The sequence below is a fragment of the Flavobacterium sp. UBA4197 genome (assembly GCF_002379575.1).
Lineage (GTDB): Bacteria > Bacteroidota > Bacteroidia > Flavobacteriales > Flavobacteriaceae > Flavobacterium > Flavobacterium inviolabile.
In genome coordinates this window covers 72,148-92,119 of the sequence record NZ_DFUB01000017.1, presented here as the reverse complement: position 1 = coordinate 92,119, position 19,972 = coordinate 72,148, and the positions used below count along the sequence as shown (strand labels likewise).

The following is a 19,972-nucleotide window of genomic DNA, read 5'->3' as shown; positions in this document are numbered from 1 at the left end:
ATCATGAACTACGAAAACATTTTAATTGAAAAAGAAAATGGGATAGCGGTTATTACCATTAACCGTCCTACCAAACTGAATGCCCTTAACAAAGCTACAATTGAAGAGCTGCACAAAGCTTTTAAAGCAGAAAACGACGACAAATCGGTAAAAGTGATTATCATTACAGGAAGCGGGGAAAAAGCATTTGTAGCCGGAGCGGATATTTCAGAGTTTGCAAACTTTTCAATTAAAGAAGGAGGAAGACTGGCAGCGCAGGGACAGGAAATGCTTTTCGATTTTGTTCAGAATTTAGAGACTCCGGTTATTGCAGCCGTTAACGGATTTGCTTTAGGCGGCGGATTGGAACTGGCTATGGCCGCACATTTCAGAGTAGCTTCAGAGAATGCCAAAATGGGATTGCCGGAAGTTTCCTTAGGAGTAATTCCGGGTTATGGCGGAACACAGCGTTTGCCGCAATTAATAGGAAAAGGACGTGCGATGGAAATGATCATGACCGCCGGAATGATTGATGCACAAACAGCATTAAACTACGGATTGGTAAACCATGTGGTAACGCAGGAAGAATTACTGGATTTTGTAAAAGGAATTGCCGGTAAGATCACCAAAAATTCGAGTGTTGCTATCGGAAAAGCGATCCAGTCTGTTAATGCCAATTATGAAGAAGGCGTAAACGGGTATCATACAGAGATCCGTTCTTTCGGAGAATGTTTCGGAACAGAAGATTTTAAAGAAGGAACAACAGCATTTCTTGAAAAAAGAAAAGCCGTATTTTCGGGAAAATAAAAAGTAAATACCAGAAAGCAAAAGTCCTTATCCAAATCGATAAGGACTTTTTTTATTTTTTGGAGACATAATCTTTTATCGGAATATCTTTAATGATCACATCCGATAAAACCGCCTGGCCGTCTTTTATATGTACCAGTGCATAAGTGGGATAGGTAATCGTGTCGTTTTGCTGTTCCCGGTAAGCGACTTCTGCGTCATAGGCCTTGCCTTCTTCCATATAATAGGTGTTGAACGGTAAATTAAAATAAACCTTTCCTCTGAAGGCATAGTTCACTTTGGCAACCACAAAGTCATCTTTGGTATCGTTCCGTTTTACTTTGGAAACGCTTTTAATGGCCGCAAATCCCTTTTGATCCCGGGTCAGATACAGGTATATTTTATCGGAACCTTCCCAGATGCTGTCCGTCGAAGGAAATGAATTCAGGTTGTAATTCAGGGAAATATACTTGCCAACAAAAGGATTGTTAGGGTCAACGGGAGCCGTTTTGAATTTGTAGACCGTTCCGTTTTTAAGGATTTCCTGATTCTTAAAAATCATAGACGCCGGGACAATGATTTGTACCAAAGCCACCAGACCAAAAAGCAGTAATAAATGTTTGGTTTTCATAAGAGCCTATTTTTTGGTTTTCTGTAATAAGAGATAATTTGCCGAGAAAAAACCGGCACCTACGAGTATAAACAGCAGGCCTCTGATAATAAAAGACATATTGGTGTCGAAGAAGCGGCAGATAATCAGGGTGGTAATAATTAATAAACCGTAATTCAGGATGGTGAAATTGAAACGGGTTGCCCCGATTTTTACCATATAGGCACCCATTAGCAGCACTAAAAGATTGGTCAGCACAATTCCTGCAATTGAGTGGGCCAGTCCTAAAAGGAAAATGCCGCTAAAAACCAGGAAAATAAGCTGGAATCCGTTAACCTCTTTATAAGATTTTTGTTGTTTTACGGTTAGCCAGAGTACGCCGGCAGCGGCACATTGCAGCAATACTAACAGTCCGAAATCCTTATAATTAAAATCTTTTTCAAAATAATAATTTGTCCAAAACCATTTCGAACTCAAAACGATAGCCAGTATAGTCGTTCCGATGGTTCCGATCAGCAGGTAGCCGTTTTTAATAAAGCTGTGCGCTTTGAGAAAGGACAGTTTGCCGGTATTGTAAAACAAACCGAATAAAGTTATGTACATTAAAAAGCCCAGCTGGGAAGAACTGCTGAAAAAAGTCCCCAGTGTTATGGTAAAACTGAATGGCAGGAGCCAATGAAATACAGCGGTGATATTTCCTCCGGCATGCTCTTTACACAGCTGAAAATAATGTGGAAGGAACAAAAGGATAAAAACCAGATAAAACCACGGATACGATCCGTCACTATAGCCGGCCACCGCGCCGTAGTAGGTGGTGAAAACCAGATGCAGCAAGGCTAAAGCATTGGATTTTAAAAGGTAAATCAGCGGCAGGCAAAGCAATGTCCAGGTGAAGAGATAGTTGCCCAAATCCCCGGGAGTATGATAGATCTGGCTAATCAGTGCGATGGCGGTGCCAACCGAAAAGAAAAGAAAGGTTCCGGTTATTTCTTTCCAGACAGCACTTTTCTTTTGCAGGATCGCATAGCCGGTAAAAAACTGGCTGATCAGCAATGGCAAAAAGGCTAGGAATACTTTGACGCCTTTGGGGAAATTATCCCAGTTGTGCGCAAAAATCAGGATGATGCCTAAGCCAACCAGAATAGCACCCAGAACGCCAAAAATGGTCAAAAGGCTATTGGTTTTAGTATCCGGTCTGGATTGATAATAGTGTTCAATGGCTTGGGCGGTTTCGGGAGTGATAACCTGTTCCCGCACTAATTTCGGAAGCTCTTTCAGGATTTTGGAACTCATAACAGCTTGGATTTACTACTAAAATACGTTTTTAATCGGAATGTTATTGCTTTACAGGCCGGAATGAATACCATTAGTTTTCGCTTTCGGCTAATTTTAAATCACGGGTATTTTTCTGAACCGTAATCGCAGCGAACAAACTCAGTACAAATGCCATTCCAAAAAAGCCTTTTTCGCTTAATAGTAAATCGGCATTCCACAAGCCGATGATTAAGAGTGTGATGGAAGCGATCATCGAAAACCAGCTGATGCCATAATAAATTTCGGTAACCGGGATGCCTTCCATTTTATCGCGGACACTTTTCTGAACGGAGATAACCGAGAACAAACCGAAAAGCAGTATCGTAAAATAATATCCTTTTTCGTTCAATTGCATTGTAGCGTTAAAAAGTCCGATGCAGAATGAAACAATACCGGTCAATAAAACGATCCACGAAGCGCCAACGAACGCATTACTGGGTTTTTGCAGCGAAGGTTTCGTTTCCTTGTTGTGTTGTTTTGTTGCGGTTTCTACTGTTGCTGATGTTTTGAAATTTTCCATAATTATTTTGTTTTTGATAAGGCAAAATTCAGGCAAAAAAGAAAATGTAAAAAATCAATATTTATAAAAAACTGACGATATAAATTCTATTTAATATCTTTAGTGTCTAAAAAAAGTAAAGCGATGAATGCGGTTTCCGGAATTATAAATATTCTTTCGAATACTGAAAAGGAAGAATTTATTGGCTATCTGAAAAAGAAAAACAAACGGCATGATACTAAAAATATACAGCTTTTCAGTTTGTTAAAAACTGACGATATAAAAAAGGAAATAGTTGCAAAAGAAAACAAACAGGCGTTGTATGCATTGCGCAAACGGTTGTATCAGAACCTGATTGAATTTATTGGCAACAAGCGTTTTGAAAGCGATACTTCAGAAGAAAGGGTTATTGTTAGGCTTATTATTGTTTGCCGGGTATTTTTTGAGCACAAACAATATAAGGCGGCTTTTAAGACCTTGCGGATGGCAGAAGAAAAAGCGTTGCAGCTGGAGCGTTTTAACCTGCTGAACGAGATCTATCATACACATATTGAATATGCCCATCTGGATGAAAAAATAACCTTTCCGGAACTGACGGAAAAATACCGGATCAACCAGCAAAAGTTTTTGCAGGAAGAGCAGCTCAATCTGGGATATGCCTTGCTGCGTCATGAGTTGGCTAAAATCAGGGAAGGAGCAGCGGGCTTCGATTTTCAGCAAACGATTTTAAAAACCATTGAGCAGTACAATATTTCACTCAAAGAAATACTTACGTTTAAATCGCTCTACCAGATTTTGTTCATTGCTAATGAATATGCGGCACTGCACAACAATTACCATCAGATTGAACGTTTTGTCGACAAGAGTTATCGTTTTATTTTAACCAAAAAGGAACTGGCAGACAAGCATCTTTTTTACCACATTCACATCCTGTATTTTATGGCAAATGTGCTTTTCAGGAATAAAAAGTTTGAAGCATCCAAAGCCTATCTCGACAGAATGGAAACAGAAATGGGTAAGCAGGACAAGGCATACTACCAGCGATTTTACCTTCGGTTAATGCTACTGCGGTGTCTTAATGAGAACTATTCCGGAAAAGCGGCTGTGGCCATACCGCTGGCAGAACAGGTGTTAAAGGAAACCCGGCATGCGGAAGTTTCGGAAATACTTGATCTGGAGTTAAGCCTGGCGGTGTTTTATTTTCAGCAGCACGATTTAAAAAAAGTACAGCAGCTGTTAAAAGGATTCGGGCATACGGATGCCTGGTATGAGAAAAAACAGGGTGTGGAATGGGCCATTAAAAAGAACCTGATCGAGATCCTGCTTCATATCGAACTGAAAAATATTGATTATGTGTTCTCCCGGTTGAGCAGTTTTAAAAGACGGTATAAAAAATACCTGACGGATGTAAAAGAAGAGCGCGTCCTGATTTTTCTGTCATTAGTAGAAAAATACCTGAACGCGCCCGAATATTTTGTTTCAGCAGCATTTAAAAAGCTGGTGGAGGAATCGTTTCAATGGAAGACTTACCAGGAAGAAGACCTTTTTGTTATGAGCTTCTATGCCTGGCTAAAAGCTAAGATTGAAAAAAGGAACATTTATGACGTTACGTTACAACTGGTCCAAACAGTTTAGCTTATTTTTCACCATCCCATTCCGCATAAAACTGGGAAAGGAAATTTTCCATATAATGATGGCGTTCTGCGGCAATTTTCTTTCCGGTTTCGGTATTCATACGGTCTTTTAAAAGCAACAGTTTTTCATAGAAATGATTAATTGTAGGCGCTTCGGTCTTTTTGTATTCTTCTTTAGACATGTTGAGGTTCACCGGAATATTCGGATTGTGAAGGGCTCTGTTTTTAAAGCCGCCGTAGTTAAAAGCGCGGGCAATACCAATGGCGCCAATAGCATCCAGCCTGTCGGCATCCTGAACGATATCCAGTTCTCTGGAATGGAATTTCTTTTCGAAATTACCGCCTTTAAAAGAAATATTCTCAATGATCCCGATCACATGCTGTATGATGTCTTCCGGGGCATTCTCGCCTTCCAGGAAAGCTCTGGCTACTTTAGGGCCTACCGTTTCATCGCCATTGTGAAACTTGCTGTCGGCCACATCATGCAGCAAAGCACCCAGTTTAACAACGGTAAGGTCGCAGGTTTCGCCCTGTGCGATCAGTAAGGCATTTTTATATACCCGCTCGATATGAAACCAGTCGTGTCCGCCTTCGGCATCTTCCAGTTGTTTTTTTACAAAAAGAATAGTATTGTCAATTAAACTCATAAAGGAATAAAAGTTAAAAATCCTTTCGGTGAGGAAAGGATTTTAGATTACATTATTTTATTAAAGCCGGCTGAACCCATTTGAATACATGAGATTCCGGTGATACCACCATTCGCTCTGCTATTCGGGTCATTCTTCCCGGTAGTTTTGTCAGATAATCACGGGCTTTTTCTGCCTCATCGGTCAAGCCGGTAATTTTTTCCAGTTCCCATTTGTCAATCAGTTTCTGCAGGATATCAACATAATCCATAGCGGTATAAACACCGATACGTTGTGCCGATTCGGAGAATTGCTCGAAAGCAGTTCCGATACGCTCGCCCGATTCACGGATCAAATGCGCCGGCATGGTGATTTTTTGTTTCATCATGTATTGGAATGCCAGCATCATTTCGCTTGGATCAACCTTGAAAATACGGTTTACGAATTCACTGTAGGCATGATGGTGACGCATTTCGTCTCCGGCAATCATTTTACAGATTTTCGATAATTTATGATCTCCGAATTTTTTAGCGATCTGCGCTACGCGATTGTGGGAAACATAGGTCGCCAATTCCTGAAAACTGGTAAAAACAAAGTTCTTATAAGGATCTCTGTCGGTTCCCGGATCAAAACCGTCTGTTATTAAATGCTGCGTGGTAATTTCTACCTCGCGCATGTTAACACGGCCGGATAAATACAGGTATTTGTTTAATAAGTCACCGTGGCGGTTCTCTTCTCCTGTCCAGTGGCGCAACCATTTTGACCATCCGTTGTCCGGATGCTGTGAAACGCCTTCCACATCCATTAACCACGATTCATAAGTGGGTAACGCTTCTTCGGTAATTGTATCGCCTACTAAAACTACCCAGAAATCATACGGTAATTCTTTTGCGATTTCTCTCAACTCTTTTACTTCTTCGAAGAAATTCTCTTCTTCCGAATTGGGCAGCATATCCGAAGGCTGCCATATCTTTTCAATCGGAATCAGATATTGCTCGACGAAATGATCGATGTTTTTTTCCAGAAATTGCATCACTTCCAGACGCACATTTTTTATTGACATAATCTTAATTTTTTATTCCCTGAACCACTGCATTTTCTGTCTTTTCCATTATCTCTTGGAAGGAATGGTCTTTCACGGCTATGGGTTCGTGAATGGTGAATTTTAATTTATTTCCTAATCCCATTGGAAAGGCTCCGAACCGGACCATTTTCCAGGAGTTGTTTATCGATATCGGAACAATATATGCCGATGGGGCATATTTGCATAGAATTTTTAATCCGTTTTCCGAGAACCGTTTCGGCACACCGGTTTTGCTTCTGGTTCCTTCCGGAAAAATAACCGCAGCGCGCTGGTGTTTTTGTATATAATCTGCCAGACTTTTAATGGTTGGCAGGGCTTGTTTCGGGTCTTTTCTATCTATTAAAACGGAACCGCCGTGTCTTAAATTGTATGAAACACTGGGAATTCCTTTTCCTAATTCTTTTTTACTCACAAATTTGGGATGCGAACGGCGAAGATACCATATAATTCCTACGATATCATACATACTTTGGTGGTTGGCAACAAAAATAACCGGAACATTGGCCGGAATACGCTCTTTATGCTCAAACGTATAGGTGGTTCCCAGCAGATTTGTACACTTGACCAATAAAAAATTCAAATAATCCACACTTTTTTTATGTGCCTGATAACCAAAAAGATTAAGGCAGATCCACTGTATAGGGTGGAAAATCACTAAGCACAATCCAAAAAACAGATAGTAAATAACGGATAATGGATATGAAATAATTTTTTGCATTACTGGAGTTATTTCGGGCAAAGATAATTCAATAAATAAAAAAACCACGCTTTAACGTGGTTTCTATTATTTTGTCTAACAAAATTAACAGTATTCGTTATAAGCGTCTTTCAGGTTTTCTGCGATTAATTCCGCAGGACGACCTTCAATATGATGGCGCTCTAACATGTGAACCAATTCTCCGTTTTTAAACAAAGCCATACTTGGTGATGATGGCGGGAATGGGAACATGTGCTGGCGGGCAGCATCAACAGCATCTTTATCAACACCTGCAAAAACCGTGATTAACTGATCTGGTTTTTTACCGTTGTCAAGGCTCATTTTTGCTCCCGGACGTGCATTTCTTGCCGCACAACCGCAAACCGAATTTACAACCACTAAAGTTGTTCCTTCTTTTGATAAAGCATTATCAACAGCTTCTGCACTATATAATTCCTGAAAACCAACGTCGGATAATTCGGCACGCATTGGTTTTACCATTTCTTCTGGATACATAACAATTTATTTGATAGTTAGACCACAAAGTTACAAAGTTTTACTATTTTTTAAATCGTTGGAATCATAAAGATTTGTTATTGTATAATAACGGTTTTCTTTTCTTCGCTGTAAACGGTATGGTTTTTCGCAACCGGCACAGTGTGCGCAAGGAAGAAAGGTGCTGGAATAAAATAAAGGAGGTCTTCATAAATGAAAACCTCCTTCTTGACGTATTGCATTTTAAAAACGATAGGTAAGCATACCTGAAAAGTTTCTTGGATCGGTTTGGTTAATGAATGAGGTTCGGTAAGCATTATAACCAATTTCATTAAAGACATTGTTGATGAACAAACGAACACCCCAATGCTGGTCGAATTTGTAGGCTGCCTGGATGTTTACATTCATATAGGAATCAATGTCAAACGGTTTCTGGTTCGGAACAATTCCTTCGTGGGTTACAGCTCCGGCAGACCAGTCGTTCATAGGTCTTTTTCCGGTATAATAAGCTCCGGCACCTAAAGAGAATCCTTTTAAAGTACCTGTGAAAGTATAATTTGCCCAGGCATTAAAAGTGTGTTTCGGCGTGTTTAACGGCGAAGAATTATAAACATAAGCCGTGTGTTCTTTGTATTTGGCATCAATATACGAGTAACCGGTAATGACTTCCAGATTTTCTAAAATTCTACCGGAAAGTTCTACCTCAATACCTTTACGTTCGTCATTTCCGCCTTTTTGATAGTAGCCTGTAGCTACCCAGTTCTCGTCATAAACCGGAAGGTTCATGTCTTTATTGTTGATTTTAAATAAAGTCAGGTTAAAACGCAAACGGTCGTTAATCCAGGTTGTTTTAAACCCGGTTTCGAACTGATCCCATCTTTCATTTCCTAATTCTTCTCCGCTTTGGCTTAATAAAGCGGCACTTCTCGGATTGGAACTGTTCGTGTAGGACGCAAACAGGTTAATGTTGCTCATCGGCGTGAAGATAACACCTGCCAATGGATTCCAGGCATCGTTTCGCTGTGTTCCCACAGTATTCGATTTGGTAATTTCAACGCTGCTGTAACGCAATCCTACAAAAGTTTTTAACCATTTGTTCCAGGTAATCATGTCCTGAACCAATAAACCTAACGCTCTTGATTTGGTGTTTTCCGAACTTCCGAAAGCCAACGGACTGTTTGGAGTAGGGTATATATTCGGGATGTTTCCGAAAACATTTATCGTATCGATAACAACCGATTTGGAGTTTGTTGTTTCAGTATTGTTGCTGGAATAATCCATACCCGCCTGAAACGTGTGTTTTAGAAAACCGGTTTGGATGTCCTGACCAACAAGGTCTAACTGTAACACATCGTTTATGTCTTTTCGGGTGTTGTTGCTTATCGAACGTTTGCGCTCGTTAAAGCTGGATGCCAGTTGCGACAGGCTGGCTCCGGTATCGTCTATATCCAGATCCGATTTGAAATAAGCAGCACGAAGTGAGAATTTATCGTTTAATTTTCGGTCCACACGAATAGTGTAGGTAGCATTTTTAGTGGCAACACGGTCGGATTTGAATCCCAGGAATTTATCGTGCGGCAGGTCATAAATGGCATTGATGTCATTACCGGCAAGATTTACTGTTCCCAAATCGGGTGTTCTGCTGTCGTCCAGGTAATCCATCTCTACCGTAACCGTTGTTTTATCATTGGCTTTCCATTGCAGGGAAGGATTGAAATACAAACGCTCGTTAGAGATCATACTTCTGTAGCTGTCACTTCTTTCGTAGGCACCGTTTACACGGAACGCAATTTTTTCGTTATCGTCAATCGGACCATACACGTCAAACGTCGGACGGAATAATCCCCAGCTTCCGCCACGAAGGGCTACTTCACCGCCGGATTGAAATTTTGGGGTCTTGGTAACGATGTTGATCACACCGCCCGGGCTTCCCAAATCGGTTGCAACACCCTGAGTGATGGCTGCTGTTCCTTTTAACACCTGAATATTGTCAATACCAATGGCATCCGTTAAGATCCCGACACCTCTGAAATCGGAATTAACACGTACCCCGTTTTTCAAAATCGGAATACCGCGGAATCCACGGGAAGACATACTTTCTCTTTTGTTTCCATAAGTAGCAAAGGTGTAAACGCCCGGAACGTTTTTAGTTGCGTCCGAAATGGTTAGATTTCCCTGCTGCTCGATTAATTTTGAGGAAATAATTGAAATACTCTGTATCTGCTCACTTGGTTTTAACGGTAATCGCGTTAAAGCCTGTAGTTTTTCCGGCTGTTTGTTTCTTTTTCCGAATACTTCCACTTCATCCAGCAACTGTTCGTTTACTTTTAGTTTAAAGTTGACAATGGTATTCGGTTTGTCGATTGTTACCACAAGCAGTTCTGCTTTGTAGGTCATGCTGCTCACTTTAAGGTTGTATTTTCCATACGGTAAATCGGAAAAAACATAATTACCGGAAGCATCGGTAGTTGTGGTCAGATTATTTTCGATTAAAATAACACTGGCATGGGTAACCAGATTGTTGTTTTCGTCGGTGACTGTTCCTTTTAAGGATCCGTTTTGGGCTAATGTGGTAAGGCTGAAAAAGATACTTAGGAGTAGAAAAGATATAGACTTCATATTTATATTATTTAGACTTAATAAAAACAATACAAATTTAAAGGTTCCAAAGCGGATAAAAAAAGATATCTGTTTAATATTTTTTTTATTTATAAAACATTGTAATATAGTGTTTTGTGTTTTTGTTGGGCGCTTTTTTTGAATGAATTTTCCGATGTTAAGAAGATGGGTTTTTGGCAATATTTTAACGTATATTTTTACTGTATCGGGATAATTGTAAAGGATAATAACTGTTACTAAAAAAAATGGTTGTAAAAGTTAATGAAAATTTAATTTCAGTTATTTTGAAGATGAAGAATAATTTTATCTGACATTTTGTGAAAAAACGTCAGATCGGGGCGTTCCGGCTGTTTTGGAAAATTATTTTTTAAGGCTTTTTTCGAGAATGGTTTTCAGCTCTTTAGCCTTTAAGAATTGATTGTGCTGAAACAGGATCCGGTAATCGGTATCGAGCAAACAAACGGCAGGAAAGGAAAGCTGTTTTTCCATATTCCCTAATTCGTAGGCTAATTCATGATGCCCGGTATTGTTTCCGGTGGGTTTGAAATGATAGACCTGATGGTAGAAGGAAATATCGGTTTTGCTTTCGGCATCAAAGGGTATATAGTAAAAGGACTCGTTTAGCAAGGCGATGATCTCCGGATTCTGAAACGTTGTTTTTTCCATCATTTTGCAGTATTTGCACCATGATGTATGGATAAAAACAAAATATGGTTTCGGATTTTGTTTCGCCAAACTTTCGGCTTCCTCAAAAGTATGCGTTTTCAATTGGGCAAAACCAGAAGGAATCACCCAAAAGAGAACGCATATATAGTAGAACTTTTTGCTCATTATTTTAAAGTATAGCGCACTCCTAAGAACCCTCTGATACCCTGATTCGGTCCGTAAACATAGCTCGGATCAAAAGTCAGGGCATAAGGATTGTCTGCTGTAGGGATAACGTTGCCGCTGTTGTCATATTGTACATTCTGGTCGAAAGGATCGTTTGCCCGGGCAATGATAAACGGATTTCCTTTGTTCGGAGTCCAGTTCAGCAGGTTTTTTACCCCGCCGTAAATTTCAAAGTTTTTGATTTTGTTATAGGTCAGCTGGATGTTTTGAATACTCCAGGTCGGGGAAAACTCACTGCGGGGATCCAGTGGTCCCAATACAGGAAGACGCATCGGTCCGTAGAGGTTTCCGGTATAGTCAATGTCAAGATGTAATTTATTGATGCGGTAGGAAATAGCCCAGGTTCCGGAAAAACGCTCCGTTAGCATCTGGCGTGTAGTCACACCGTTTTCGGTTTTGTTGACATCCATATAGGTTGCACCCAAAATCACTTTTAAACCGTTGTTAAAAACCATATCAATGTTGGTACTGATCCCTTTTGTAATGGCATGGCCGTCTAAGTTTTTATAAATAATCTGGTTCGGATTAGTGTCATAATCCGGGATAATCGAATTGGTAAAATATGTATACCAGGCACTGGCTTCCAGGCCGATGAAGTTACCGTTTTCGGTATATATTTTCTTCAGATAGTTCAGGTTGACATTATAAGAACGTTCCGGTTTCAGCTCTTCCTGAACGATTACTTCGCGGGAACCGGTTAATGCGGCGTGTTCTTCTGTAAACAGGTTAACGATTCTAAATCCGGTTCCGGCATTTAACCGGATAATATCCGTGTCGGAAGCTTTCCATTTATATGCAAAGCGGGGTGTGAATATGGAACCGTGATTGCTATTGTAATCATAACGCGCTCCCAGTAAAAGGCTGTGCTTGGAAGCCAGCCGGATCTCGTCCTGAACAAAAAGACTCGGAATCCAGGTTTCATCGGCTGTTTTTGTCGCCGGCGTATTGTCGTTGTAATACTGATAGCGTATGGCTGTACCAAACAACAAATCATGGCTGCCGGCTTTTTTATCCCAGGTTAATTGTCCGAAACCGATGCGCTGCTGAGCCAGGTAAGGGATGTTTCCATATACGGAATTCTGGTCGTGATCGGTATAGGAGAAATTAAACAGCATCTTTTCGCTGACCGGCAATTCGTAAGCTCCTAATAATTCCCAGCGTTTGGTATAGATGCTCTCGCCGTATACTTCACTGCCGCCACGGTATTTTTTCTCCCATTGCATTTCTCCTCCCCAGCGGTCTTCATAAAAATAACGTCCGGCAACGGAAAATAATTTATTGCTTTTCCGGTTAAAGTTCCATTTCTGAAAAACGGAAATCCTGTCCTGCAGGGTAACATCGGTAAAATTATCATGATTGTTGTCAATCGGATTGCTGTAATTGAAATAGTTGATTCCGGTTAAAAGGGAAGCAGCTTTCCCTACATTCGCTTTAAAACCCAGATCGGCATTTACTTCACCCCAACTGGTTCCGAAAGCATCCGCAGATACAACCGGGGCATTTGTAGGGCTTTTGGTAATAATATTGATAAGTCCGCCAACGGCTTCACTGCCGTAAAGAGAAGAAGCAGGACCTTTAACCACTTCTACGCGTTCCAGTAAAGAATTCGGGATTCCGGACAAGCCGTACACGGTCGACAAACCGCTCACGATAGGCATACCGTCAATTAAAACCAGCGTGTAAGGACCTTCCAGTCCGTTGATGTGAATATCACCGGTATTGCAGACATTGCAATTTAACTGCGGACGAACGCCGTTTACGTTTTGCAGTGCCTCAAAAATATTGGAAGTGGGGTTCTTTTTAAAAAAAGTAGGCTTGTACACTTCAACGGGAACAGGGCTTTCGATTCTGTTCACCGCCTTCAGTGTACCGGTGACCACAACTTCATCCAATGAATTGTTTTCTTTCAGATCAAAATTCAGTATAACGGTTGTCGTGTCACTAATCGTAATATTTTTTCGTTGTGCCTTAAATCCGGTAAAAGAAACCTGGATCTCATAATTCCCGCGGGCTACTTTTTCGAGCGTGTAATTACCGTCTGCATCTGCCGAGGCACCCTTTTTTAATTTGTCAATAACAACATTGGCATATTGTAACGGTATTCCGTCGGAAGTTACTTTCCCTTTAATTACGGTTTGAGCAGCAGCGAAATAACCGGAAAGTAAGCAAATGGCGAGCAATGGGATTAGATTTTTCACAATTTTATTTTAGATTATGTTTAAATTAATTTTTAGGCAAAGCTAAAAATATTTTTTGAATCAAAAAAAATTGTATTTTTGAATTCGTAAAATTTAACAAATGACGCATTCAGAAGAAAACTATCTAAAAGTAATCTATCACTTGTCTGTTGTATCGCCAAGAGGAGTAAATACAAATGCTATTGCCGGAATGATTGAAAGTAAAGCTTCATCGGTAACAGACATGGTAAAGAAACTGGCAGAGAAAGATTTGATCCTTTATCAGAAATACCAGGGGGTTACGCTGACAGAAAAAGGTGCTTTGGCGGCAAAAATGATTGTGCGCAAGCATCGTTTATGGGAAGTTTTCTTAGTGGAAAAGCTTGATTTTTCCTGGGATGAGGTTCATGATGTGGCAGAAGAACTGGAACATATCAAATCGGAAAAGCTGATTAATAAACTGGATGCCTATCTGGGATTTCCAACGGAAGATCCGCATGGCGACCCGATTCCGAATGCGAAAGGAGAAATTAAAAAAATAGACAAACAATTATTGTCTGATCTGGAAGTGCAGCAAAAAGGAATTTGTGTGGGTGTTAAGGACTCATCGGCCAATTTTTTGCAATACCTGGACAAACAGCAAATCGCGTTAGGATCAAAAATTGAAGTGCTCAGTAAAGAAACGTTCGATATGTCGCTGACGATAAAAGTGGAAGGAAAAGAAATGATTATCTCCAATAAGATTGCCAATAATCTTTTTGTAAAAATAGAGCATTAATATGGCAAAGAAAACCACCAATTCACTGGAAGAAGTTCATGAATCTGTTGCAATAGTCCAGAACACGACTGTCTGGAAAAAGATCCTTGCTTTTTTTGGTCCGGCTTACATGGTGAGTGTGGGCTATATGGATCCCGGAAACTGGGCGACGGATATTGCGGGAGGAAGTCAGTTTGGCTACCAGCTGATTTGGGTTTTGCTGATGTCCAATATCATGGCGCTGCTGTTGCAGAGCCTCAGTGCCCGTCTGGGCATTGTCCGCCAGCGGGATTTGGCGCAAGCCTCGCGGGACACCTATTCCCGTCCGGTGAATTTTGTGCTGTATTTTTTAGCCGAAATAGCCATTGCTGCCTGCGACCTGGCGGAAGTACTGGGAATGGCGATCGGGTTACAGCTGCTTTTTGACATTCCGCTGCTTTGGGGTGTGAGCATCACCATGCTGGATACTTTTTTATTGCTGTTCCTGCTCAATAAAGGCATCCGGAAAATGGAAGCGTTTATCATTGCCCTTATTGCCATAATCGGGATGTCGTTTTTAATAGAAATGTTTTTAGCCAAACCGGATGTGACCGAAATTGCCAAAGGACTGATCCCTTCCATTCCGGATAGCACCGCTTTATATATCGCAATCGGGATTATCGGGGCAACGGTAATGCCGCATAATTTATACCTGCATTCTTCTTTGGTACAGACCCGGAAGTTCGACCGTTCGCCAAAAGGGATTAAACAGGCAATACGCTACAATTTCTTTGACTCTTTAATTGCATTGAACCTGGCCTTTTTTGTAAATGCCGCGATATTGATTTTAGCGGCGGCAGCCTTTTATAAAAACGGCATGTTTGAAGTGGCGGAAATCCAGGACGCACACCGTTTGCTGGAACCGTTGCTGGGAACACACTGGGCTTCGGTGCTATTTGCCTTAGCGCTCATTGCCGCCGGGCAAAGCTCCACAATTACCGGCACACTCGCCGGGCAGATCGTGATGGAAGGCTATCTGAATTTGAGGATACAGCCGTGGGTGCGCCGTATTATTACACGGTTAATCGCTATTATTCCGGCATTTGTGGCAATTGTTTATTTTGGAGAAGAAGCTACCGGAAAACTGCTGCTGCTGAGCCAGGTAGTCCTGAGTCTGCAATTGGGATTTGCGATTATTCCGCTGATACATTTTGTGAGTGATAATAAAAAAATGCAGGGTTTTGCAATCGGGAAATGGACAAAGATCTCTTCCTGGTTAGTGGCTTTGATTATTGTTGCCCTGAATGCAAAACTGGTTTTTGATGAAATTGTAACCTGGCTGCAGGAATCGGAACATCCGGTGTATATCTGGGCTTTTGTTGTTCCTTTTGCCGTAGGTGCGGCAGCCCTTTTAGTGTATATTATCATCAAACCGATAGTCGATAAAAAATGGTCAAATCCGAAATTAGTACCGCATATTAACGAGATTGTCGTAAGTGAGGCAGATGCGCCCATGATCTATGCCAATATTGCCATTGCACTGGATTTTTCCAAAACAGACCAGAAGAGTATTTCGAGGGCGTTACAACTGGGCGGTAAAGAAGCGCATTATACCATTATTCACGTGGTAGAAACGGTTGGAGCTATGATATACGGAGAAGAGATCCACGATTTCGAAACCTCAAGCGACCATTTGTATCTGGAAGCCTATAAGAAAACACTGGAAGCCAAAGGTTACAAAGTGGCAATCAAACTGGATTTTGGCAGTCCGAAAAAGAGTATTGCCAAAGTGGTCAATGAGAATAATTTTGACATACTGATTCTTGGAGCACACGGACACAACTGGTTTAAGGACCTGCTATTCGGAACCACAGTAGATGCCGTTCGTCACAGTATCACGATTCCTTTACTGATCGTTAAAGATCATTAACTGCAGCCGCAATCGGGTCCGCCGCAGTTCTTCTTTTTCTTTTTCCAAAGGTATTTCCGGATCAGGAAAAGTACGGCAGCTGCGAGGATAACATAAACGGCTATTTGTTGATAGTCTACCATATTAACTAAGTATTTGATAAGCAACCAGGGAAACAACATAGGCAAATCCGCTCATGAATACAAGCTGGATCGCCGGCCATTTCCAGGAGTTGGTTTCTTTTTTAGTAATGGCCAGCGTGGAAATACACTGCATGGCAAAAGCATAGAACAGCAGTAAAGAAACACCTGTGGCCAGGTTGAAAATTTTTACCCCGGTTACCGGATTTATTTCGGCATTCATACGGTTTTTAATGGTGGTTTCCTCTTCAGAATGACTTCCCACACTATATATTGTAGCCAGTGTTCCTACAAACACTTCACGGGCAGCAAAAGAGCTGACCACGGCAATCCCGATTTTCCAGTCGTAACCTAACGGACGGATAACCGGTTCAATGCTTTTTCCGATGATTCCGATATAGGAGTTTTCCAGTTTGAATGAAGCAACCAGATCTTCTTTTTCACCGCTGATGGTTTTCTGAGCTAATTCCTGTTCGATGATCTGTTCGGCATTTTTAAAGTTTTTATCCGGTCCGTGAGAACCTAAAAACCATAAAATAACGGACAATGCCAGAATGATTTTACCGGCTCCAAAAACGAAAGCTTTTGTTTTTTCGATAACATTCAACGCGACATTTTTAAATAAAGGAACTTTATAACCCGGCATTTCCACTACAAAGTAGGATTTGCTTTTTACTTTTAAAATCTTGTTCAGGATATAAGCCGATAAGATAGCCATTCCGAAACCCAAAAGGTAAAGCGTCATCAGGGTCAATCCCTGCAGGTTGAATATTCCGAAAATATATTTGTGCGGAATAATCAGCGAGATTAAAATGGCATATACCGGTAAACGTGCGGAACAGGTGGTAAAAGGCGTAACCAATATTGTGATCAGTCGTTCTTTCCAGTTTTCAATATTCCGTGCCGCCATGATTGCCGGAATAGCACAGGCCGTTCCCGAAATTAAAGGCACCACGCTTTTTCCGCTCAAACCGAAACGGCGCATGATCTTGTCCATTAAGAATACCACACGGCTCATATAGCCGCTTTCTTCCAATAGGGAAATAAAGAGGAACAGGAAGGCGATCTGCGGAATGAAAATGATGATTCCGCCCAATCCCGGAATGATTCCCTGCGAAATCAGGTCGGTAAGTACGCCCGGCTGCATGTTTTCGGCTGCATAGGCACTTAAGGACGCAAAACTTTCGTCTATAAAATCCATCGGGATGCTGGACCAGCTGAAAATGGACTGGAATATCAGCATCAGGATTCCGAAGAAAATGATATAACCGAAAATCTTATGGGTTAATATTCTGTCCAGCTTACTGCGGATATCTCTGGCATTAGCCGTATCTACTTTGTAAGTCAGTTTAAGCGTATCGTTGATAAACTGGTATCGTTTGATGGTTTCTTTTTGCTGCAGTCGTTTTAATTCGGTATCCGATTTTACAAAAGATTTAATCGAAACTTCATTACGGTGCAGACCGCCAAAATTAACGTCCTGTGTTATAACCAGCCATAGTTTGTACAAAAGCTGGTTTGGGAAAGCATTGCGCAGGCTGTTAAAATATTCCGGATCAATACTGGTGGCATTCAAACAAGGTTCGGTAGACAACTCTTTATAATTGATCAGTAAATTTTTCAGTGTTTCAATTCCTGTTTTTTTTCGGGAACTGACCAATGCAATTTTTGTTTTAAGTTCTTTTTCAAGAAGCGGGATATCAAGGGTAATTCCTTTGTATTCCATTCGGTCGGACATGTTGATCACGAGAATGGTCGGAATTTCCAGATCTTTGATCTGAGTGAACAGTAGTAAATTACGTTTTAAGTTTTCCACTTCGCTAACCACTACGGCAACATCCGGAAAGTCTTTGTCGTTTTTGTTCATCAACAATTCGATAACGACATTTTCATCAAGTGAACTGGCATTTAAACTGTAAGTTCCGGGAAGGTCAAGGATATTCGCTTTAACGGTTGGGGACAGTTTGCTGATTCCTTGTTTTTTTTCTACCGTGATGCCGGGATAGTTCCCTACTTGTTGGTTTAAACCGGTAAGTTGATTAAAGACGGATGTTTTTCCGGTATTCGGGTTACCTATTAAGGCTACTTTTAACGTATTTGTACTCATGAATTTTTTCCTTATATAATCTCAACCTCAATTTGGCTGGCGGTTTCGATACGAATGGCCACGTGACTATCGTTTACATTAATGTATAACGGATCACCCAGCGGAGCAACTTGCAACAGCTCTACGGTATTGCCGGGTAGACAGCCCATTTCTAAAAGTTTTAGTGGAATTACATCAACATTAAAATCCTTGATCACGGCTTTTTGTCCTTTTTTTATTTGTGCTAGCGTGGTTTTCACCTTATTTAGATTGAATTAAAATAGATATGCAAAAATAAGCATTTAAAACTGATAAGCCATGATAAAACACACTTTCACATTTTTTTATGAAATGATTAGGATATCGATTTCAGTTGAAAAATTCTTACAAATGTTAAATACGGAGGCATGCTGAGGCGTGTAATGATTTACGGCAGGAGCAGCGTTAACGCCCGGTTCCGGCTGCCGGTGCAGTTGGCGGAGCCTTCTAAAAAATAGGGCAATTGCCAGGTCTGCGTTTGCTGTGCCTGTTTGCTGCCGGGTATATCCCAGGGCGGATAAACCCTGAAACCGCGTTTGCCTTCTTTTTGAGCAGTGGAAATAATACCGCGGGCGGCCAAAACAGCTTTCGGGAAAATAAACTGCCCCGATTGTTCGTCTTTTCGTGTACTGATAATCACGAGATCAATCGTGTCCGTAACCGAAAAGGGCTCGATAGGACCTGCTTCGCTTCTTTTCCAGAGGGTTACAAACTGCCCGGTTTTTGCAGGGGTAATTTTTGCCTGCCGGTAGCAGACAAATTGTCGGTTCAGGCTGAAGGTAAGGGCGTCATATTCCGCGCTTTCGGCGGCAGCCCGGAAATCGGAACATTCCAGACCGCATGGGTCATAAACAGATTCTTTGGCTGTTAAAAGGTCCTGAGGTATGGCGAAAATGGATTTCAAAATTATTCCGGTTGTATAAACGACTACTTTTCGTTTTGGGACAACCAGTTAATATCTTCCAGTAAGCGTTTTACATCTTCCATTTTGGTACCGTCATAAAAACCGCGGACACGGCGTTTGGCATCTACTAAAACAAAGTTTTCGGTATGCACCATATCGTATAATTCTTCCGGTTTTCCGGTTTTTACCGCTAAATAAGATTTTCGGGCAATATAATAGATGTCTTTTTTATCGCCGGTAACCAGGTTCCATTTGCTGTCAATCACTCCTTTGTCCAGCGCATATTTTTTTAAGACGGGTACGCTGTCAATATCCGGAGTTACCGAATGCGAAAGCAGCATCACTTTCGGGTTGTTCTTAATTTGATCCTGTAACCATACCATATTGGTTGTCATGATCGGGCAAATTGTCGGACAGGTGGTAAAGAAAAAGTCGGCTACATAAATTTTCCCCTCATAATCTTTTTGGGTAATGGTTTTTCCGTTCTGATTGGTAAAGGCAAAATCGGCAATAGTATGTTTATTGGCAATATGCTGAATCGTGGTATCCACTAATTCTGGGTTAACCATGGACGGGGTATAGATAGCAAGCTTTTTTTTAGGGGTAAGGGCGTTATAGAAAAGGGTTATGATAATGGCAGAAAGCACAAAAAGGACAATAAAAAACAGTCGGTATTTCTTGAAAAAAGATAGCATGATTTATTTTTTTGCAAAAGTAAAAAGAAGTTCGCTATTAGCGGGTTAAATA

Annotated in this window: 19 protein-coding genes; 4 read left to right on the top strand and 15 right to left on the bottom strand. The window is 41.0% G+C overall.

The window, feature by feature from the left end; translation table 11 throughout:
- Positions 1 to 3: 3 nt before the first annotated feature.
- Entirely contained in the window at positions 4 to 786 is a 783-nt protein-coding gene (locus B3394_RS09890) for an enoyl-CoA hydratase/isomerase family protein (RefSeq protein ID WP_286918376.1), read from the top strand.
- Positions 787 to 838: 52 nt separating this feature from the next.
- On the opposite strand, the gene B3394_RS09885 is transcribed toward B3394_RS09890, so the two are convergent.
- The 3 genes from B3394_RS09885 to yiaA form a co-directional block, all read right to left on the bottom strand.
- Positions 839 to 1,396 carry a GDYXXLXY domain-containing protein gene (locus B3394_RS09885; RefSeq protein WP_286918356.1) on the bottom strand — a complete coding sequence of 186 codons (558 nt, stop codon included), beginning with the start codon at positions 1,394 to 1,396 and terminating at the stop codon, positions 839 to 841.
- A 6-nt stretch (positions 1,397 to 1,402) separates the two neighbouring features.
- On the bottom strand, positions 1,403 to 2,668 hold the full coding sequence (locus B3394_RS09880) for a DUF2157 domain-containing protein (protein ID WP_286918353.1): 1,266 nt from the start codon (positions 2,666 to 2,668) through the stop codon (positions 1,403 to 1,405).
- A gap of 73 nt (positions 2,669 to 2,741) precedes the next feature.
- Positions 2,742 to 3,209, bottom strand: coding sequence for an inner membrane protein YiaA (yiaA, locus tag B3394_RS09875; RefSeq protein ID WP_177730656.1), 468 nt, complete (start codon positions 3,207 to 3,209; stop codon positions 2,742 to 2,744).
- A 102-nt stretch (positions 3,210 to 3,311) separates the two neighbouring features.
- Here yiaA and B3394_RS09870 point away from each other — a divergent pair, with 102 nt between their 5' ends.
- Complete coding sequence (locus B3394_RS09870) at positions 3,312 to 4,823, top strand: hypothetical protein (RefSeq protein ID WP_286918350.1); 1,512 nt, start codon at positions 3,312 to 3,314, stop codon at positions 4,821 to 4,823.
- A 1-nt stretch (position 4,824) separates the two neighbouring features.
- Here B3394_RS09870 and B3394_RS09865 read toward each other — a convergent pair whose 3' ends face one another.
- From B3394_RS09865 to B3394_RS09835, 7 genes are all read right to left on the bottom strand, one after another.
- Entirely contained in the window at positions 4,825 to 5,469 is a 645-nt protein-coding gene (locus B3394_RS09865) for an HD domain-containing protein (RefSeq protein WP_273244243.1), read from the bottom strand.
- 52 nt (positions 5,470 to 5,521) lie between these two features.
- The gene (locus tag B3394_RS09860; RefSeq protein WP_177730651.1) at positions 5,522 to 6,511 is read right to left on the bottom strand and encodes an acyl-ACP desaturase; all 990 of its coding nucleotides are present in this window, start codon (positions 6,509 to 6,511) and stop codon (positions 5,522 to 5,524) included.
- Between the two features lie 4 nt (positions 6,512 to 6,515).
- Complete coding sequence (locus tag B3394_RS09855) at positions 6,516 to 7,250, bottom strand: lysophospholipid acyltransferase family protein (protein ID WP_177730649.1); 735 nt, start codon at positions 7,248 to 7,250, stop codon at positions 6,516 to 6,518.
- Between the two features lie 84 nt (positions 7,251 to 7,334).
- On the bottom strand, positions 7,335 to 7,745 hold the full coding sequence (locus B3394_RS09850) for a BrxA/BrxB family bacilliredoxin (protein ID WP_177730647.1): 411 nt from the start codon (positions 7,743 to 7,745) through the stop codon (positions 7,335 to 7,337).
- 222 nt (positions 7,746 to 7,967) lie between these two features.
- The gene (locus B3394_RS09845; protein ID WP_286918340.1) at positions 7,968 to 10,343 is read right to left on the bottom strand and encodes a TonB-dependent receptor; all 2,376 of its coding nucleotides are present in this window, start codon (positions 10,341 to 10,343) and stop codon (positions 7,968 to 7,970) included.
- Positions 10,344 to 10,703: 360 nt separating this feature from the next.
- Positions 10,704 to 11,174, bottom strand: coding sequence for a thioredoxin family protein (locus tag B3394_RS09840; RefSeq protein WP_273244249.1), 471 nt, complete (start codon positions 11,172 to 11,174; stop codon positions 10,704 to 10,706).
- Positions 11,174 to 13,432 (bottom strand): TonB-dependent receptor, encoded by a 2,259-nt coding sequence (locus B3394_RS09835; protein ID WP_177730642.1) that lies wholly within the window; start codon positions 13,430 to 13,432, stop codon positions 11,174 to 11,176. Before B3394_RS09835 ends, B3394_RS09840 begins: the two co-directional genes overlap by 1 nt.
- A gap of 100 nt (positions 13,433 to 13,532) precedes the next feature.
- On the opposite strand from B3394_RS09835, the gene B3394_RS09830 reads away from it, so the two are divergent.
- Together B3394_RS09830 and B3394_RS09825 are read left to right on the top strand one after the other, a co-directional pair.
- Positions 13,533 to 14,189, top strand: a complete 657-nt coding sequence (locus tag B3394_RS09830; RefSeq protein WP_177730640.1) for a metal-dependent transcriptional regulator — start codon at positions 13,533 to 13,535, stop codon at positions 14,187 to 14,189.
- A 1-nt stretch (position 14,190) separates the two neighbouring features.
- Positions 14,191 to 16,077 (top strand): Nramp family divalent metal transporter, encoded by a 1,887-nt coding sequence (locus B3394_RS09825; protein ID WP_177730638.1) that lies wholly within the window; start codon positions 14,191 to 14,193, stop codon positions 16,075 to 16,077.
- Here B3394_RS09825 and B3394_RS09820 read toward each other — a convergent pair.
- The 5 genes from B3394_RS09820 to B3394_RS09800 all read right to left on the bottom strand — a co-directional run bounded on the left by B3394_RS09820 (position 16,074) and on the right by B3394_RS09800 (position 19,920).
- On the bottom strand, positions 16,074 to 16,199 hold the full coding sequence (locus B3394_RS09820; RefSeq protein ID WP_177730636.1) for a FeoB-associated Cys-rich membrane protein: 126 nt from the start codon (positions 16,197 to 16,199) through the stop codon (positions 16,074 to 16,076). The genes B3394_RS09825 and B3394_RS09820 overlap by 4 nt on opposite strands.
- A gap of 1 nt (position 16,200) precedes the next feature.
- A complete protein-coding gene (feoB, locus tag B3394_RS09815) occupies positions 16,201 to 18,303 on the bottom strand; it encodes a ferrous iron transport protein B (protein WP_177730634.1) in 2,103 nt (700 codons plus the stop codon).
- Positions 18,304 to 18,314: 11 nt separating this feature from the next.
- On the bottom strand, positions 18,315 to 18,542 hold the full coding sequence (locus B3394_RS09810) for a FeoA family protein (protein WP_273244256.1): 228 nt from the start codon (positions 18,540 to 18,542) through the stop codon (positions 18,315 to 18,317).
- Between the two features lie 167 nt (positions 18,543 to 18,709).
- The gene (locus B3394_RS09805; RefSeq protein ID WP_286918262.1) at positions 18,710 to 19,225 is read right to left on the bottom strand and encodes a MepB family protein; all 516 of its coding nucleotides are present in this window, start codon (positions 19,223 to 19,225) and stop codon (positions 18,710 to 18,712) included.
- 23 nt (positions 19,226 to 19,248) lie between these two features.
- Positions 19,249 to 19,920, bottom strand: a complete 672-nt coding sequence (locus tag B3394_RS09800; protein WP_273244260.1) for an SCO family protein — start codon at positions 19,918 to 19,920, stop codon at positions 19,249 to 19,251.
- Positions 19,921 to 19,972: the final 52 nt, after the last annotated feature.

Bases quoted from the DNA above. Each gene is read 5' to 3' on its own strand.
- B3394_RS09880 (WP_286918353.1), bottom strand. From the start codon at position 2,668: ATGAGTTCCAAAATCCTGAAAGAGCTTCCGAAATTAGTGCGGGAACAG.
- B3394_RS09855 (WP_177730649.1), bottom strand. From the start codon at position 7,250: ATGCAAAAAATTATTTCATATCCATTATCCGTTATTTACTATCTGTTT.
- B3394_RS09830 (WP_177730640.1), top strand. From the start codon at position 13,533: ATGACGCATTCAGAAGAAAACTATCTAAAAGTAATCTATCACTTGTCT.
- B3394_RS09820 (WP_177730636.1), bottom strand. From the start codon at position 16,199: ATGGTAGACTATCAACAAATAGCCGTTTATGTTATCCTCGCAGCTGCC.
- B3394_RS09885 (WP_286918356.1), bottom strand. From the start codon at position 1,396: ATGAAAACCAAACATTTATTACTGCTTTTTGGTCTGGTGGCTTTGGTA.
- B3394_RS09890 (WP_286918376.1), top strand. From the start codon at position 4: ATGAACTACGAAAACATTTTAATTGAAAAAGAAAATGGGATAGCGGTT.
- B3394_RS09845 (WP_286918340.1), bottom strand. From the start codon at position 10,343: ATGAAGTCTATATCTTTTCTACTCCTAAGTATCTTTTTCAGCCTTACC.
- B3394_RS09860 (WP_177730651.1), bottom strand. From the start codon at position 6,511: ATGTCAATAAAAAATGTGCGTCTGGAAGTGATGCAATTTCTGGAAAAA.
- B3394_RS09850 (WP_177730647.1), bottom strand. From the start codon at position 7,745: ATGTATCCAGAAGAAATGGTAAAACCAATGCGTGCCGAATTATCCGAC.
- B3394_RS09800 (WP_273244260.1), bottom strand. From the start codon at position 19,920: ATGCTATCTTTTTTCAAGAAATACCGACTGTTTTTTATTGTCCTTTTT.
- B3394_RS09840 (WP_273244249.1), bottom strand. From the start codon at position 11,174: ATGAGCAAAAAGTTCTACTATATATGCGTTCTCTTTTGGGTGATTCCT.
- yiaA (WP_177730656.1), bottom strand. From the start codon at position 3,209: ATGGAAAATTTCAAAACATCAGCAACAGTAGAAACCGCAACAAAACAA.
- feoB (WP_177730634.1), bottom strand. From the start codon at position 18,303: ATGAGTACAAATACGTTAAAAGTAGCCTTAATAGGTAACCCGAATACC.
- B3394_RS09865 (WP_273244243.1), bottom strand. From the start codon at position 5,469: ATGAGTTTAATTGACAATACTATTCTTTTTGTAAAAAAACAACTGGAA.
- B3394_RS09825 (WP_177730638.1), top strand. From the start codon at position 14,191: ATGGCAAAGAAAACCACCAATTCACTGGAAGAAGTTCATGAATCTGTT.